13 protein-coding genes and 3 pseudogenes are annotated in these 17,175 nt (G+C 57.9%); 11 read left to right on the top strand and 5 right to left on the bottom strand.

The annotated features are described in order from the left end of the window. Positions 1-16 precede the first annotated feature (16 nt). The gene (locus tag METAL_RS04525; RefSeq protein WP_005370035.1) at positions 17-1,381 is read right to left on the bottom strand and encodes an MFS transporter; all 1,365 of its coding nucleotides are present in this window, start codon (positions 1,379-1,381) and stop codon (positions 17-19) included. A gap of 503 nt (positions 1,382-1,884) precedes the next feature. Here METAL_RS04525 and METAL_RS04530 point away from each other — a divergent pair. The 7 genes and pseudogenes from METAL_RS04530 to METAL_RS22090 all read left to right on the top strand — a co-directional run. Beyond that, on the top strand, positions 1,885-2,565 hold the full coding sequence (locus tag METAL_RS04530; protein ID WP_245549466.1) for a GntR family transcriptional regulator: 681 nt from the start codon (positions 1,885-1,887) through the stop codon (positions 2,563-2,565). Between the two features lie 46 nt (positions 2,566-2,611). After that, a complete protein-coding gene (locus METAL_RS04535) occupies positions 2,612-2,932 on the top strand; it encodes a hypothetical protein (RefSeq protein WP_005370039.1) in 321 nt (106 codons plus the stop codon). 39 nt (positions 2,933-2,971) lie between these two features. Then, positions 2,972-3,946 carry a sulfonate ABC transporter substrate-binding protein gene (locus METAL_RS04540; RefSeq protein ID WP_005370041.1) on the top strand — a complete coding sequence of 325 codons (975 nt, stop codon included), beginning with the start codon at positions 2,972-2,974 and terminating at the stop codon, positions 3,944-3,946. A 113-nt stretch (positions 3,947-4,059) separates the two neighbouring features. Further along, the gene (gene ssuD / locus METAL_RS04545) at positions 4,060-5,217 is read left to right on the top strand and encodes an FMNH2-dependent alkanesulfonate monooxygenase (RefSeq protein ID WP_005370043.1); all 1,158 of its coding nucleotides are present in this window, start codon (positions 4,060-4,062) and stop codon (positions 5,215-5,217) included. Between the two features lie 126 nt (positions 5,218-5,343). Next, positions 5,344-5,526 carry a hypothetical protein gene (locus METAL_RS20470; RefSeq protein ID WP_213069551.1) on the top strand — a complete coding sequence of 61 codons (183 nt, stop codon included), beginning with the start codon at positions 5,344-5,346 and terminating at the stop codon, positions 5,524-5,526. After that, positions 5,517-5,901 (top strand): annotated as a pseudogene (locus METAL_RS21945) (ABC transporter permease subunit); the annotation flags it as partial. The gene METAL_RS20470 and the pseudogene METAL_RS21945, both read left to right, overlap by 10 nt. Before the next feature lie 81 nt (positions 5,902-5,982). Further along, positions 5,983-6,156: pseudogene (locus tag METAL_RS22090) on the top strand (IS4 family transposase); the annotation flags it as partial. Between the two features lie 134 nt (positions 6,157-6,290). Here the strand turns inward: METAL_RS22090 and METAL_RS04555 are convergent. Further along, a complete protein-coding gene (locus METAL_RS04555) occupies positions 6,291-6,713 on the bottom strand; it encodes a helix-turn-helix domain-containing protein (protein WP_005370045.1) in 423 nt (140 codons plus the stop codon). Between the two features lie 166 nt (positions 6,714-6,879). Between METAL_RS04555 and METAL_RS20480 the strand changes: the two are divergent. The 3 genes and pseudogenes from METAL_RS20480 to METAL_RS19815 form a co-directional block, all read left to right on the top strand. Further along, positions 6,880-6,975 (top strand): annotated as a pseudogene (locus tag METAL_RS20480) (IS5/IS1182 family transposase); the annotation flags it as partial. 64 nt (positions 6,976-7,039) lie between these two features. Next, complete coding sequence (locus METAL_RS20485; protein ID WP_005370047.1) at positions 7,040-9,259, top strand: S8 family serine peptidase; 2,220 nt, start codon at positions 7,040-7,042, stop codon at positions 9,257-9,259. Then, positions 9,232-11,865: a pre-peptidase C-terminal domain-containing protein gene (locus tag METAL_RS19815; protein WP_031431003.1), complete on the top strand. Its 2,634-nt coding sequence runs from the start codon at positions 9,232-9,234 to the stop codon at positions 11,863-11,865. The genes METAL_RS20485 and METAL_RS19815 overlap by 28 nt, the downstream gene beginning before the upstream one ends. A 493-nt stretch (positions 11,866-12,358) precedes the next feature. Here METAL_RS19815 and METAL_RS04570 read toward each other — a convergent pair whose 3' ends face one another. The 3 genes from METAL_RS04570 to rapA form a co-directional block, all read right to left on the bottom strand. Further along, positions 12,359-13,213: a CvfB family protein gene (locus METAL_RS04570; protein ID WP_005370053.1), complete on the bottom strand. Its 855-nt coding sequence runs from the start codon at positions 13,211-13,213 to the stop codon at positions 12,359-12,361. A gap of 103 nt (positions 13,214-13,316) precedes the next feature. Then, positions 13,317-13,664 carry a hypothetical protein gene (locus METAL_RS04575; RefSeq protein WP_005370055.1) on the bottom strand — a complete coding sequence of 116 codons (348 nt, stop codon included), beginning with the start codon at positions 13,662-13,664 and terminating at the stop codon, positions 13,317-13,319. Between the two features lie 8 nt (positions 13,665-13,672). Further along, the gene (gene rapA, locus METAL_RS04580) at positions 13,673-16,492 is read right to left on the bottom strand and encodes an RNA polymerase-associated protein RapA (RefSeq protein WP_005370056.1); all 2,820 of its coding nucleotides are present in this window, start codon (positions 16,490-16,492) and stop codon (positions 13,673-13,675) included. Between the two features lie 242 nt (positions 16,493-16,734). Between rapA and METAL_RS04585 the strand changes: the two genes are divergently transcribed. Continuing rightward, positions 16,735-17,100, top strand: a complete 366-nt coding sequence (locus METAL_RS04585; protein WP_005370058.1) for a glycine zipper 2TM domain-containing protein — start codon at positions 16,735-16,737, stop codon at positions 17,098-17,100. Positions 17,101-17,175: the final 75 nt, after the last annotated feature.

Here is a 17,175-nt window from a genome sequence, read left to right on the forward strand (position 1 = left end):
TAACTCACCCGTCGGGTTAGGAATTCCGCCTTGCCTCGATCTGGGCGCGCAGTTCCCGGTGGCGGACCTCGTCGATCGGGAAATTCCAGAGCAGCGGGAAAGCGAGCAGCATGATCAAGGCGGGCAGCCAGCCGTAGATGTGCATTAGCGCCGAGATCGACGCCGGGCTGTGGCTTGCGGCATTCGGGGTGAAACCGAATAAGGCCGGAAAGCCGGTGCCCATCATCACGCCGAGCGCCACGGCCAGCTTGATCGCCATGCCCCAGAGCGCGAAAAACAGGCCGGTGCGTTGCTTGCCGGTGTCCAGCGTGTCCTGATCGATCACGTCGGCGGCGATCGAATTGGACAGGAAGAAAATGGCTGCGAAACTGCTGCCGCGCAGCATGATCAGGGTGCCGTAGAATGCGATGTCGCCGGCGCCGACCCAGGGAAAGGGCAGGCTCCAGAGTCCGACCCAGAGCGCCGCGAGAGTGACCGCCCGGTGCTTGCCGATCCGGTCCGAAAGCCGCAGCCACAGCGGCATCGCGGCCAGCGAGGCGACCGTTTCGCCGAGAATCAGCGGCGCGAACAGTTCGGGCCGGCCGATCACGTGTTTCAATACCAGTTTATGCAGGCTTGCCTGGATCATCAGGCCGGCCCCGAACAGTACGATCGCGATCGCGGTGCGGAGAAATGCCCTGTTTTTGCACACGGAAAGCAGCGCTGGCCAGCCGATCAAAATTTCCCCGGTCAATTTTTCGGACGGCGGTTCCGGCACCCGCCAGAGCGTGACCGCGACCAAGGGCGGCAGAGACAGGATCACCATCAGCGCGATGGCGCGCATTTCGCCGCTGCCGCCTTGATGTCCCGCCAGCCCCATCGCGGCCAGCACGGCGAGAAACAGACATTGGCCGGTGGCGCCGAAGCCTTCGCGCCAGGCGGCGATCCGGGAACGCTCCCGGTAGCCGGTCGACAGTTCGGCCCCCCAGGCCTTGTAAGGCAGGTCGAAGATCGAATAGCCGATCGACAGCAGGCTCGCCCAGACCATCAGGTAGAGCAGCGAGGCGTTTTGCAGCGGAACGAACAGCATCCAGGTGGCGATCATGATGACCGGCGTGCCGACCGCCAGCCAGGGCTTGCGCCGGCCCCAGCGGCTGTGCCAGCGGTCGCTGATCGTTCCGATCACGGGATCGGTCAGCACGTCGAAGATGCGCGAAACGGAGATCATCGCGCCGACGCCGGCCAAAGGCAGCCCCATTTCGCCGGCATAAAAGGCCGGGATGAACAACGCCATCGGCAGGGTCATCACCGCATCGGTCAGATGCGGCAAGGCGTACAGCATCATTGTCCGTCGGGACAAAGGCTCGGCGGCGGCCGGATCGGTGCGGTCGGGGCTCGTCAAGGCGTCGCTCCTCTTGTGGGGTGCAAGCGTTTGCTCGAATCCGCCCAGCCTAACATAGTTCCGTTAAACCGGACACCTCGCTTTGCCTGCCGGCGTGCGGCGGTTCACTGACTTTGAAATTTAAACAATAAAACCCGCTTCCTCAGTGGGTAAGAAATCAGCCAGATTCTTTTCTATCTTTACCAGCCAATACCTGTCACACGGCCTGCTGACTAACCAACAGGCAATCAACAAAAACTGCTGATAAACCAGCAGCATAAAAATATTTCAGAGGCTTGGGTTGGTCTATCGGATAGGGATTGAATTTTCAAGCCTATGAAAATAAATGACATTTCAATAAAAACCCGGTTAAAAAACAGATTGGCACGGAGTTTGATTAGTTATTGCAGTATTAGCCTGTAATGACGAGTTATATCGTGACAACACTTGTGACATCCACTTCGAATTTTTCTCACCCGACACCGGGCCCATTGTATGCCCGTATCCGGGATGAACTCCGTACCATGATCGTCAACGGCACTTACCAGCCGCATCAACGCTTACCGTCGGAGAGCGACTTGATCAAACGTTATGGCGTTAGCCGGATCACCGTGCGCCAGGCATTGGGGGAGTTGGAGAAAGAAGGTTTGCTGTTCAAGATTGCCGGCAAAGGCATGTTCGTTTCCAAGCCCAAACCTTTTCAAGACTTGGCGCGCTTGCAGGGTTTTGCCGAGGCGATGTCCAGGCAGGGTTATGAAGTGTACAACCGTGTGGTCGGGCTTGATTTTGCCGCCGGCAACGGCACGGCCGACTCGGACGAGCCAAGGCAGCGGCTCGATCTGGCGGAGCCCGAACGTATCGCCGAATTGAAGCGCGTTCGTTATTTGAATCGCGAACCGGTTTCCTACGACGTCAGTTACATGAGCGCAACATTGGGCGAACGGCTGGCCAAGGAGGATTTGCCAGGCCGCGATTTTTTTCTGATTTTCGAAAATCAATACGGCATTGCGCTCGGTTTCGCCGATTTGGCGATCGACGCCATACTGGCCGATAGCGAAATTGCCGAATTGCTGCAAATAGCCAAAGGCACTCCGATATTACGCGTGGAGCGCCTTACCCATAGCCGGGACGGGCAGCCTTTGACTTTCGAATATCTTTATTGCCGGGCGGATAACTTTCAGTTTCGTTTGCGGATTGCGCGCTGACTATACGACCGGATCATTTACTCGTCATTTTTATAGGGAATGCCGCATGTTGCACGCTAAAACGAGGATCGAACCTTTTACCGATGACTTTTATCGGGAATATTACCTGGCATCGGGACGGTTATTGACGAACAGAGGGCGCCTTGCCGCGAATGAAGAATGCCGCGCCTCTCGGGATTTGCCGGCAGAAGCCAAAGCGAGCAAGACGCCAAATTCGCCAAGCTGCCCTATCAGAATCAGTGGCGGAATATTAAATATCGTTTCGACCCCATGGCAGAATTTTGCCAACAGGGATTACGGCGGCGGCTACGTCGCGGTTTACAACAAGGAATGGCTGGCGGCCTACGGCAATGACGGCGAACAATAGCGTAGCGATTTTGGCTATATAACTCATGGGGAGCCATGTATGACTAAAAAATCTTTTCCGACATTGAATCGTTTGCTGCAAATGGCCGTTATTTTGGTGGCCTTCATGAACGATAACGCCTTTGCCGACGGCGAAGCCTGGCCGAAGGAAATCACTCTCGGCTATCAAAAATACGGTCCGCTGATCATTCTCAAATCGACCGGCGAGCTGGAAAAACGCCTGCAAGACAAAGGTGTCAGCGTCAAATGGGCGGAGTTTCAGTTCGGCCCGCCGATGCTGGAAGCCTTGAACGCCAACAAGCTGGATTTTGCCGTCACCGGCGAAACGCCGCCGGTGTTCGCCCAGGCCGCCAAAGGTTCTCCTCTGGTTTACGTCGCCAACGAACCGGCCTCGCCGCAGGGCGAAGGTTTGGTTGTGAAAGCGGATTCCGAGATCAAAAGCGTCGTTGATTTAAAAGGTAAAAAAATCGCGACCGCCAAAGGCTCGAACGCGCACTATTTCCTGATTCAAGCGTTGGCGAAGGCCGGTTTGACGCTGAACGACATCGAGGTGGCTTATCTGGCGCCGGCCGATGCCAGGGCCGCGCTCGAACGCGGTGATGTCGCCGCCTGGTCGATTTGGGATTACTTTTATGCCGCCGCCGAAGTGCAATTGGCTACGCGGACGTTGACCGACGGCACAGGCATCGTCAACAACCATGCGTTCTATACCTCAAGGCGTGAATTCGTCGAAAAATACCCCGAATTGATCGAAATCGTGCTTGAGGCAGTGCGCAAAACCGATGCCTGGGTCAAGAATAATCCCGCCGAAGCCGCCGAAAAACTGGCCGTTCATGTCGGCGTCGACGCCAACATTCTCGAAAAAGCCCTGCGCCGCAGCAGCTACGGATCCGCGCATCTGACAGCGGAAGTCGTTGCCGCCCAACAAAAAATTGCCGATACCTTGCTGGATATCAAGCTATTGCCCAAGGTCATCGAAGTCGAGGATGCGGTGTGGCAGTCCAAGGACAAATAACCGCCCTATAGTCCGGCATGCATGCGCTTGAATGCCGGCGTTTCAAAAAGACGATCAAGGCTTATGCCCGCAGGAAAGCCGAAACAACCCTTCCGATTAGGAGCAAAAGTATCATGAAAATTTTCTGGTTTTTACCCACCCAAGGCGATGGGCGTTATTTAGGCGCCAGCAAACAGGCGCGTCCGGCGGACCACCCGTATTTGACGCAAATAGCCCGCGCGGTCGACGAACTGGGTTACGAAGGCGTGCTGATTCCGACCGGCCGCACCTGCGAAGACGCCTGGATCGTCGCTTCCTCGCTGGTCGCGCTGACCCAACGTCTGAAATTCCTGGTCGCGCTGCGTCCGGGCGTGCTGACGCCGGCGGGCGCGGCGCGCATGACCTCGACCCTGGATCGATTTTCCGGCGGCCGCTTGTTGTTGAACGTGGTGGTCGGCGGCGATTCCGCCGAATTGGCCGGTGACGGCATATTCCAATCCCATGACGACCGTTACCAATATGCCGAGGAATTTCTGCACATCTGGCGGGAACTGCTGGCTGGCAGAACCGTGGACTTCGAAGGCCGGCACACGCGGGTCGAAGACGGAAAACTGCTGTTTCCGCCGGTGCAAAAGCCGCATCCGCCTTTGTATTTCGGCGGCTCGTCGGACGCCGCGCACGAATTTGCCGCCGGCGAAATGGATGCCTATCTAAGCTGGGGCGAGCCGCCGGCGCAAGTGGCGGAAAAGATCGCCGATGTCCGCCGACGCGCGGAGAACAAAGGCAGAATCCTGAAATTCGGTTTGCGCCTGCATATCATCGTCCGGGAAACCGACGAAGAAGCCTGGGCCGCCGCCGACGATTTGATCCAATACATCGACGATGAAGCGATCGCCAAAGCCCAGCAAGCCTTCAAACGCTCCGATTCCGTGGGTCAACGCAGGATGGCGGAACTGACCCGATGGGGCGCGTCGAGAAGCCGCGAAGCCTTGGAAGTATCGCCCAACCTGTGGGCCGGCGTCGGCCTGGTGCGCGGTGGCGCCGGCACGGCGCTGGTCGGTTCGCCGGAAACCGTGGCGGCAAGGCTTCAGGAATACGCCGAGTTGGGCATCGACAATTTTGTGTTGTCCGGCTACCCGCATCTCGAAGAAGCCTATCGCGTCGCCGAATTGCTGTTTCCGCTGTTGCCGGTCGACAGCAAAAAAGACAACGACAACGCCGTGATTTACATGAGTCCGGTCGGCGATACCGGCCATGTCGATGTGGCAACCCCATTGGCGGCGGTATCGTGAAAACCGGCGTTTCTTTGTCTCACTGGCTTGCAGGGCTATCGGGCTGGTTGTTGCCGGCTTTGTTGATCGCCGCTGGTTATCGCTGCCGAAAACGGTTGGCTGTCGTCGCAAATCCTGCCGGCGCCGATGGATATCGTCCGCGCCGCGATCGATTTGACGCTTTCGGGCGCACTGGCGGACAACATCGCCGCCAGCGCCGAACGCGCCGGCTGGGGCTTGCTGGCCGGCGGCAGCATCGGCTTTTTCTGGGCCTGTTCAACGGCCTGTTCCGGACCGCTGAACGGTTTCTGGACACCACGGTGCAAATGATCAGAAACGTGCCGCATCTGGCGTTGATTCCGCTGGTCATCATCTGGTTCGGGATCGGCGAAGCCGGCAAAGTGTTTCTGGTAACGTTGGGGGTGTTTTTCCCAATCTACGCCAACACCTATCACGGCATCAAAACCACCGATCCGCAACTGATCGAAATGGGCCGGGTGTACGGTTTGACGCCCTCAATTGTTCAGCCAGATCATTTTCCCCGGCGCCTTGCCTTCCATATTGGTGGGGCTGCGGTATTCGCTGGGCTTGATGTGGCTGACGCTGATCGTCGCCGAAACCATTGCCACCACCTCCGGCATCGGCCAGATGGCCATGAACGCCAGGGAATTCATGCAGACCGACGTCGTGGTATTGGCGATTCTGATCTACGCCTTGCTGGGCAAACTGGCCGATACCTCGGTGCATTTTCTGGAACGCCGCATTTTGCAATGGCATCCGGGATTTAAATGCTCTAGCCTTCTGCTGTGGGTGGCTGCACAGTCGGTTGGCCATCGACCCGGACGAATCGAACCTCGAGCCATCAAACGACGACCCAAACCTTATCCGCTACTGACAAAACCAAGACATGAAGCCAGGGAGGATATAAAAAAACAAAAGCATCCGAAAAAGATTAAATGAAATGAGAGAGATTAGGGTAAGAAACTGGATTTATTGAAGACGTTTAGGTGGTTAAGTAAGTGCCATTCGGGTCAGACTCGATTGATTTCGAACCGCATCGTTCGCAATTGATGCGGTTCTACGACCCTATGATCCTAATGGCCCTGATCTTTCTCTAACAGCGCATTGATTTTTTGCAACTGGGCAATTTGGATTTTTAGGTTTTCAATTTCACGTTGCAGGAGAGCAAGTTCTTTGTCTTTTAGTTCAATAATCAATTGCTGCTTGTCTAATTCGGCATTGGATGAGCCAATATAAACTTTACTTTGAAGGTGCTTATTATTTTGCTTACAAGCAAAGTTTACATTCAATGCCCCTTTTTCACTGAGATCCACTAATTCAGGCAACTGCACTTCAAAAATTTCAGCCAGTTTTGCGAGTTTCGATAATTTTATGTCGGAGTCGCCCCGCTCAATATCACCATAGCCGTTTTTAGACATTTCTAGCTTTTCCGCTACCTGTTCTTGGGTTAACTCTTTAGCTTCCCGCATTAATCTTATTTTGTCATTTACCGACATAAGTCGCTCCTACCGATAAAATACCTGTCTGGCTTGATTGTAACAGCTTTTGTGAGGACTTAGAATTGACAACACTTTAAAAAAAGCACCTAACCCTGTATTTGCCGTTCTTGTTTTCGGCGAAGCATTGATTTTTCAAGCCGGGTAGGGTGGATACCCGCAGAGTGTAAGTGCGACGATAATTCATACGCCCCGCTCGACCAAGAACGAGGCGCAGGTGCGTGATTTCCAGATGCACCAAACTAAGAAAGGTAATCAATGGATGATACTTCGGGATGAAGATCCAGGATAGTTCAGCGCTTCCATAAAGAATCGGGAAAAAAACGGTGCTTAGGCTTTTGGGGACCGGCAACAACCTTGCCGCTTCGTACTTACTGCTCCTTCTACTGGCATGCTTTCCGTCGGCATGGGCCGCGGACGCGGAGCGCGGCTTTCTCGGGGTCGCCGACGCCGTCTCGGTGAGCGCCAGCGGCGACCCGGCCGTTGTCGAGTCTTTGCAGTATCTTCAGACCACGGCCCAGAACCGGGGAACGGTGCGGGTCATCGTTGGCGTGCGGGCCGCCTTCGCGCCGGAAGGAAAGCTCAGCCCCGCCCAGGCCCAATTGCAGAAGAAGGAGATCGCCGACGCGCAATCGGCAGTGCTGGCCGCAACGCCCCTTCAGAGAAAAGGCAGCATCAAGCGGTTCAAGACCATCCCCTTTCTTGCCGTGGAGGTCGACTCGGATGAGTTGGCGCAGTTGGCCCATGATTATGACGTGACCAGCATTGAAGAAGACCGCCTCGCCTTTCCCACCCTGGCGGACAGCGTTCCCCTGATTGGCGGCACCGAGGCCTGGAACGCCGGGTATACGGGGCAGGGACAGACCGTCGCCGTCCTGGACACCGGGGTCGACAAGAATCATCCCTTCCTGGCCGGCAAAGTGGTTTCGGAAGCCTGTTATTCGACCACTTCCGCTCCACAGGCTGTGGTGTCCGTGTGTCCGGGCGGCGTCGCCGCTTCCACCGCCGTCGGCTCCGGGGTCAATTGTACTGGTGCCACGAATTGCGATCACGGTACCCATGTGGCGGGCATCGTGGCGGGCCGCGGGAGTAGTTTCTCGGGCGTGGCTCCGGACGCCCGAATCATTGCGGTGCAGGTCTTCTCTAAAGTCACCACACAAGATGCTTGCGGCGAGAAGCCTGCGCCATGCACGACGGCAACCTGGGGTGATATCTTGCAAGGACTCGAACGGGTCTTCGCGCTTCGGTCCAGTTACAACATCGCTGCAGTGAACATGAGCCTTGGAGGCGGGCAATACCTTAACCAAGCCTCTTGCGACGCCCAGAATTCTAGTGTCAAGACGATCATCGACAACCTGCGTTCGGTGGGCATCGCCACGGTGATTTCTTCGGGAAACGCATCCTACACGGACAGCATGGGCGCGCCGGGTTGTATCTCCACGGCTGTCAGCGTGGGCAGCACCAACAAGAACGACCAAGTATCCCAATTTTCCAACTCAGCCGGGTTCCTCAACCTGCTCGCACCCGGCGAAAATATCCGGTCTTCCATACTCGGCGACGGGTTTGCGAATTTCAACGGGACTTCCATGGCGGCTCCCCATGTGGCCGGCGCCTGGGCCTTGTTGAAACAGAAGACCCCCGGTCTTTCCGTCGCCGCTGCCCTGAATGCGCTGGCTTCCACCGGCCAGCCGGTCATGGATTATCGTAATGGAATCACCAAACCCCGCATCGACGTGGCGGGAGCCCTGGGGGTGGGCGGCGCTCCGAGCTTGGGTACTCCCACCGCATTGCCGTCCACCAACCTGACGGCCTCTGCTTTCACGGCTAACTGGACGCCGGTGAATGGCGCCGACGGCTATCGTTTGGACGTATCCCCGAATAGCGGCTTCACCAGCTACGTCGCCGGGTATCAGAACCTGGATGTAGGCAACGCCACCAGCCGCGCCGTCGGCGGCCTGAGCGCGAGCGCGGCCTACTACTACCGGGTGCGCGCCTACGGGGCCGCCGGAACCAGTGGAAACTCGAACACGGTCTCCGCGACTACCGCAGCCGCTGCCGGTCCTCAACCTTTGAGCAACGGCCAGGTGGTCGGCGGACTCTCCGGAACCGCCGGCTCGGAAAGCCATTTTTTCATCGATGTGCCCAGCGGCGCGAGCACCTTGCGGGTGCGGATGTCAGGCGGCACCGGGGACGCGGACCTCTACCTTCGGCGCAACGACCCGCCCGCCACCAGCGCCTACGACTGCCGCCCCTACCTGCCCCCCGGCCCCGATGAAGAATGCCTGGTCGCCAGCCCCCGGGCCGGCCGTTACTACATCATGCTGCAGGGCTACACGGCCTATTCCGGTGTCACCCTGACCGCCAGCTATGTCGCCGAAACCTCCATCGCCGTGCCCCCCGCGCCGACGGCTAATGTCGCCGGCAATCTCTCCGCCAACGGCTTTACCGCCAATTGGAGCGCGGCTGCCACAGCCGACGGCTACCGCTTGGATGTGGCCAGGGATAGCGGCTTTTGGACGTGGGAACCAATACCAGCCGCTCGGTGAGCGGGCTGACGGCGGGCACGACCTATTATTACCGGGTGCGGGCCTACAACGCCAACGGCAACAGCGGAAATTCCAACATCGTCACTGTGACGACCTCCTCATCCACCGCGCAGGGCTTGGCAAACGGCCAGGTGGTGACCGGTCTGTCGGGGGCCGCCGGTTCTGAGCGGCGCTATTACATCGATGTTCCGGCCGGGGCGACACGGCTGACCGTCACTCTTTCGGGAGGAGCGGGAGACGCGGATCTGTACTTGCGCTTTGACAGTCCACCGGCCAGGAGCGCCTACGGTTGCGGTTCCGAGAAGGCAGACAGCAACGAGGAATGCCTGGTGAGCAACCCTTCGGAGGGCCGCCATTACATCCTGGTGTATGGTTACAGGGATTATTCGGGCATCTCCATCAAGGCCGAGTACCTGGAATCGACGCCGGGTGCCCCCGAACCGTTGAACAACGGCGAGTTGCGGAGCAATCTCAATGGAACGGCGGGTTCCGAACGGCATTTCTATATTGATGTGCCAGCCGGGGCGACCGGTTTGAAGATTGAGATGGCGGGCGGCACGGGCGACGCGGACCTGTACGTTCGCTTTAGCTCCGCGCCCACCCTGGCCGAGTTCGATTGCCGTCCATACGTGCTCGGCAACGATGAGGAGTGCGAGGGGACTAATCCTCCGACGGGCCGCTATTACATCATGGTGCGCGGCGACAGTGCCTACGCCGGCGTCTCTCTCAAGGCCGAATACCGGGGCGTCGTACTACCGCCGGGTCCCGAGCCCTTGAGCAACGGCGAGCTGCGGAGCAATCTCGACGGAACGGCGGGTTCCGAACGGCATTTCTATATCGATGTGCCGGCCGGGGCGACCGGTTTGAAGATTGAGATGGCGGGCGGCACGGGCGACGCGGACTTGTACTTTCGCCTCGGCTCCGCTCCCACCTTGACCGAGTTCGACTGCCGTCCATTCAAATTCGGCAACAACGAGGTGTGCGAGGGGACCAATCCTGCGGCGGGCCGCTACTATATCATGGTGCGCGGCGACAGTGCCTACGCCGGCGTCTCTCTCAAGGCCGAATACCGGGGCGTCGCACCACCGCCGGGTTCCGAGCCCTTGAACAACGGCGAGCTGCGGGGTAATCTCGACGGAGCGGCGGGTTCCGAACGGCATTTCTATATCGATGTGCCGGCCGGGGCGACCGGTTTGAAGATTGAGATGGCGGACGGCACGGGCGACGCGGATTTGTACGTTCGCTTCGGCTCCGCGCCCACCCTGACCGAGTTCGATTGCCGTCCATACGTGCTCGGCAACGACGAAGAGTGCGAGGGGACTAATCCTGCGGCGGGCCGCTACTACATCCTGGTGCACGGTTACGAGAGCTATTCCGGACTCGCACTGTGGGCCGAGCACACGAGCACTCCGCCAGTCACAACCTATCCCCTCACTGTCGGAAAGACCGGCAACGGCATCGGCACGGTGACCAGTACCCCGGCAGGGATCGCCTGCGGGACCGACTGCGAGGAAAATTATAGCGCCGGTTCCACCGTGATCCTGATGGCCGATCCGGCCGCCGGTAGCACCTTCGCCGGCTGGGGTGGCGCCTGTTCGGGGACCTCTACCTGCAGCTTGACGATGACCGCTGCCAAGGCTGTGGTTGCCACCTTCAATCTGGCGCCGGCCACGCAGGCAGACTTGGTAGTCAGCCAAAGCGACAACCCCGACCCGGCGACGGTCGACAGCGACCTGGTCTACACGGTGACCATAAATAATCTCGGCACCTCGATCGCGACCGGTTTGGTGCTGACCGATACCGTGCCAACCGGCGTGGCGGGCGTGCGCTGCACGAATTGCGGCACCTGTACATTCAGCAATTCGGTGTTGAACTGCCCGCTGCAAGATTTGGCCGCCGGCGCAAGCCATACCTGGCGCTTGACCGTGACGCCAAAGTCGGCGGGTTCGCTGACCAACCAAGTCAACATCGCCAGCGCGACGCCGGACCCGAACATGGCGAACAACGCGGCGAGCGAAATGACTACGGTCAATCCAAAGCGTGTGCCCGGCAGCGTGGATCATGACTTTGCCGTGACCGAAATCAAGGCGCCGGCAAAAATCAAACTGAAACCGTTCGCAGCCGTCGCGAAGACGGTCAAGGTGACGTTGCAAAACCGCAGTCGCCACATCGAAACAATCACCGGTGCGGCAATGCTAGCGGAATTGGTCGATCTGCACGTGGATTCGCTGGGCGAGTGTCTATCTCCTCAGGTCGAATTGATCACGGCCCCGCTGCTGAAGCGCCTGCCGATACGCTTGCGGCCGAAACAGAAATTGACGGTCGGGTATAAAGTTACCTTCGATTGTACGAACGATCCCATCGCTACCACGAAAAAGAATCCGGGCCATGACGATTACCGCTATTCGGCGCGGGTCGATCACCACGCGATCGACGGTAACCCGGATGCGCACCCCGACGACGATGTCTGTCCGCGCAGCGTGGCCGCGCCTTACTTCGACAATTTTCCCAACGATTCGATTAAAGAGAAAGGATGCGGCCGCAAGCTTGGCAAAGGGTTGTTGGGCGGTGAGATTATCACGGACTTGCGCGTCCCGATTAGATAACCGGATTCAAAGCGCTGCGGGTTTTAGAACCTGTCCCTAGCCTGGTAGTCGGGCCCGCTTTATCGTTACCCGACGTTTAGGTGGTGATCACGCTCCGTTATTGCGGCAATCTGAAATCGCTGCACACGGTACCGCGGGGCTTACAGAGCAAATCCCCCCTTTTTTCCAAAGGGGGGATGTCGCTAGCATATCGCTCTCTTTTCAAAAAGGGACGTCGTTTGGGCTATTGTTGAAGCGACTCCTGCCCTCGCCCCTTCGACAATGCCGATTCCCGCCTTTGAAAAAGGAATGCCGCTTTCCCTTTTTGAAAAAAAGGGGGCCGGGGGGATTTTATATAGGCTGGCTCTTAATCCGTATTTGAACAAACGCCCTACAAGCACTCCAGTCGCCAAACGCCCCATGCATCGCCTTGCCGGACTACTTTGAAGCAGGTTTCCCGTTCGGGCCGGTCTTTATCCTTGCCGGACGTTTTTCCCTTAATAATTGTCCAATTTCAAACTGAATCCCTGCCCGCCGGTTGTCCGGTTCGCCGGACCGTATGGTCTTCGATCACGATCAGCTGCTGTTTATAAAGCGCGCCGATCGCCTGTTTGAAGGCTTTTTTGCTGGTGCCGAAGGCCGCGTAAATCGCTTCCGGCGGGCTTTTGTCGCCAAGTTCCAGGACGCCGCCGTGTTTGTCCAGTTCTGCCAGGATCCGGTCGGCCAAGGGATCGATCTTGCCGTAGCCGGGTTCGTTCAGAGTCAGGTCGAGCTTGTGGTCGTCGCGGACTTTTTTGATGTAGCCGGTCAGCTTCTGGCCCTTGCGGAGCGGGCGGAAGAGCTCGTTTTGATACAGCATGCCCCAGTGGGTGTTGTCCACGATCGCTTTGACGCCCAGTTCGGTAGGGTCCGCGATCAGCAGGGCGACTTGCTGGCCGGCTTTGAACTCCGGTCCTTCATCCGATAGAAAACGGTCGAGTTTGGTCGTTGCGGCAATCCGCCCTTTGACGTCTTCGTACAGTTTGACCAGATAAGACCGGCCGGGCTTCATTTCGGCGATCTGTTCGCTGAACGGCACCAGGAGGTCCTTCGGGATGCCCCAGTCCAGAAACGCGCCGTAATAATTGACCGCGGCGACTTTCAGCCAGGCGATGTCGCCGACTTCGGCCAAAGGTTTTTGCAGGGTCGCCGCCAGATGGCCTTCGCCGTCGATATACACGAAAGCGGGAACGCTGTCGCCGACCTGACAGGCCTTGGACGGCTTTTTGTCCGCCAGCAGCACCATCGGCGAGCCGGGCAGGCCGAGGTAAATGTTCGGGCCTTGAATTTTGACGACCTTGAGTGAGTTGGTTTTGCCGATGTTGATCATGGAATGGGAGATAGTTGAATGGAGCGTTCGATCGAATCCGCAGCTTCTTTTGGCTTGAATTGGCAGGATCAAGTGTTTGATGCGCGCAGGAGTAAATTGCAATTCAGCAGCATACCAGATGGCCTTCCAATGGCTCATTAAGAAAAATAAAAAACACTAAAATAATCATTGCCAGCAGTGATCCCAGCAAGACCGAAAAATATAATTTTGCATTATTTGTGAGCTTCCATGCCGCGATGGCGCCAAGCAGCGGGATTGCCGGGGCGACCCATATGAAGGCTTGCGAGGTCATTACCCGAATACTCCAGGGAAGAGTCATTTCCCATTCCGCGAGCACGGGGAGTTCGGAATGGAGAGTATTCAAATATCCGTTTAAAGAGTAAAGATACAGACTTCCCGATACGGTCAGGCCGTAAAGCGTCAATCGGGAAATCCGTATCGGCAATTTCATTGTTTCGCCTAATGAGTGATCAGAAACCTTACTGCGTCCAGTTTCAGCTCGGCCGATTCGATATTGTCGTGCGCGAGCAGGGTCATTTCCTTCAGGTGTTCGATCTCCTCGGGCTTGATCGACGGATTGACTTTTTGCAGACGCATCATCCGTTTGATCTCTTCGGCCAGCGAGCCGAGCATTTCTTGGGCCGCATGCTGAACGAGCGCGTGTTTGTCGCTTTGGGCGCGTTGTTCGGCAACGCCGAGCATTTGCGTCAGATGATGGCGCTGGTTGTTGATGAACGCGACGATTTTACCCTTGTCGAAGGTGATGCCGGCATCGATCAGGTCGTCATAATCGACGGTATCGGTCAGGTCCTGCTTGTTCTGGCCGATCAGCACGCGGATCGGCGTGGGCGGCAGGAAGCGGCCGATCTGCAGTTCGGGCGGCGCGCTGCATTCGGCCACGAACAGGCATTCGAGCAGGAATTGCCCTGCCTTCAGGTCCGGATGCCTGACCACGTTGATCGAGGCATTGCCGGTTTCGCTGGAAATGACCAGGTCCATTGCACCCAGCACCATCGGGTGCTCCATCGTCAAAAACTGGAAATCTTCGCGGGCCAGCGCAATCGACCGGTTGATCGTGGCCGTCATGCCGTCTTCCGACAGGCTCGGAAAGTGCGAGATGCGCAGATGGTCGCCCGGTTTGACGATGAAGCAATCGGGCGAATGGAATTCGGTATCCACGCCGTAGCTGTCGAACACGTCTTCCATGTATTGCCAGAGATGGCTTTCCCGTTCGTAGCGCTGCAGCGCGTCGATGTATTTGTCGGCGATGTCTTTGCGGCAGGAGTTCAGTTCGAGTAATTGATCGCGGCCCTGATGCAGTTCGGCCTCGATCGCGGCGCTGCGCTCGCGGGTTTTGGCGATGAAGCCGTCGAGTAAATCGAAGTCGCGCGCGGCCAGCAGGGCATCCAGCTCTGCCGCGAGTTCGTCCGCGACGTGCTGGGCGGCCGAGTTGTTATGGCGGAACGCGTTCAAGCCTTCGTCGTACCAGCGGAACAGCAGTTCCTGTTCGCTGCCGCGCAGGTACGGCACATGGATGCCGATGATGTGTTTCTGGCCGATCCGGTCGAGGCGGCCGATCCGTTGCTGCAGCAAATCGGGGTTGACGGGCAGGTCCCACAGGATCAATTGGTGCACGAACTGGAAATTGCGGCCTTCGCTGCCGATTTCGGAGCAGATCAACAGGCGGGCCGAGCTTTCCTGGTCGGCGAAATAGGCGGCTGCACGGTCGCGTTCGATGATCGTCATCCCTTCGTGAAAGACCGCGGCGGCGATGCCGGTCCGGTTCCTCAGCGTTTGTTCCAGGTCGATCGCGGTTTGCGCTTTTTTGCAGATCAACAGCGCCTTGTCGCCGCCGAAGCGTTTGATGGTATCGACCAGCCAGCCAAAGCGCGGGTCCTGTTCGGGATCGTCCCGGTTTTCCCGGCCTTCCAGCACGTAGCCGTAGCGTTCGCGGTCGGGGAAACCCTGCACCGTATGCCGGGAGTTGCGGAACAGGATGCGGCCGGTGCCGTGGTGGTCGAGCAGTACGTTGATCAATTGCGCGCGCGCATGCGCGGATTTTTCCGGATTGTTCAGGTTTTTCAACAGGCCTTCGACATTGTCGTCCTTGACCAGCGCCCGCAGGGCCGCGGCGGCTTCATCGGTCAATGTCTCTTCGGCCAGCAGCGCGCGCGCCGCATTGGCGACCGGCTCGAAGTGCTTCTCGTCTTCCAGGTAACGGCTGTAGCTGTAGAAGCGGTCCGGATCGAGCAGCCGCAGGCGGGCGAAGTGGCTCTCCTTGCCCAGTTGCTCGGGCGTTGCGGTCAGCAGAATCAGGCTCGGCGTGTGTAGGCCGAGCTGTTCGACGAACAGGTATTCGGGGCTCGGATTGGCTTCGCTCCATTCCAGATGGTGCGCCTCGTCGACGATCGCCATGTCCCAGCCCGCTTCCAGCGCCTGCTTCCGCCGGTTCGGATAGCGGCTGAAAAACGACTGGCTGCACAGCACCAGTTGTTCGTTCACGAACACGTTTTCGTCTTCAAGAGGTTCCTCGTCGAACTCTTCGTCGGCGAGCTCGTTTTCCAGGTTGACGTTGCGGCAGCGCTCCTCGTCGACGATGCTGAAGCGCAGATTGAAGCGGCGCAGCATTTCGACCAGCCATTGGTGCAGCAGCGTCTCGGGTACGATGATCAAAATACGGACGGAGAGCCCGTTGATCAGCCTATGGTGCAGGATCATCCCGGCTTCGATCGTCTTGCCGAGGCCGACTTCGTCCGCGAGCATGATCCGCGGCGCGAGCCGGTTCGCGCATTCGTGGGCGATATAGATTTGGTGTGCGATCAGGCTGGTGCGTCCGCCCATCAGGCCCTTGACCGGCGACTGATGGTGTTCGCGCAGCCGCCGCCAGGTATCGTAGCGCAGCGAAAACCAGGACGGCGGATCGAACTGGCCGGTGAACAGGCGGTCCTGGGGGTTGTTGAATTGAATGTGGTGGTTCAGTTCCATTTCTTCCATGCGGACTTCCTTGCCTGCCTTGTTTCTGCCGATATAGGTAATGACGCCGTTATTTTCGGATACGGACTGCACGGTGATTTTGGAGCCGTCGATGGCTTCGATCGTCTCTCCGGGTGAAAATTTGACGCGGGTCAGCGGGGCGTTATCGCGCGCATAGATTCTTTTCTCGCCGGTTGCCAGGAACAACACCGTGACCCGGTTGTAGGCCGCTTCGAGAATCAGCCCGAGTCCCAATTCCGATTCGGTATTGCTGATCCAACGTTGTCCCGGAATGAAGTTTTCCATTGATCGATTCGCTCGTCTTAAGATGTGAAGAAAGGCAGCTATTATAAGCGCTGTCGGGAAAAATATAGGGGGGAAATCATCCTGGAAGGCGGATCAAGTAGCCGGAGATATTCCGCTGCGCAATCGGGCCGCCAATATCCGCATGTTAAGCCTCCGTTCAGATCATGCGGCTTATAATGGATAACATCATCATTTTAAACTTTGATAACGACTGATCTTTTAACTGACATTCCGAAACGGCTATGAAAAAAATACTGACCTTAATCCCGACCTTTGCGGTGGCCCTGAGCTTTGCAGGCGCTGCCGAAGCTTCCGGCGGCCATCACGGCAAGGCCAAAGGGCATTACAAGCATAGGCATGGGCACCGGGACGAGGTGGTGCATTATTATGTGCCGGTAGCGCCGCCCGCGCCTGCACATTACTATCCGGCACCCGTTCCGGCGCCGCAGTCTTATCGGCAGCCCGAGCCGGACCTCCGCTCCACGGCTGGATTGGCGGGCAGTGTGGTCGGCAGCGCGCTGGGCTATCAGGTCGGCAACGGCCATCCGCTGGCGGCCGGCGTCGGCGCGGCGGCCGGTTCCCTGATCGGTAACGAAATCGGCAGATAAGCCGGTGGACGAAGCGGATTCATTGAATCGCTCCGCTTTTTCGTCTTGTTCCTTGACCTTGTCAAATTATTTTTT

This window comes from Methylomicrobium album BG8 (assembly GCF_000214275.2).
GTDB lineage: Bacteria > Pseudomonadota > Gammaproteobacteria > Methylococcales > Methylomonadaceae > Methylomicrobium > Methylomicrobium agile.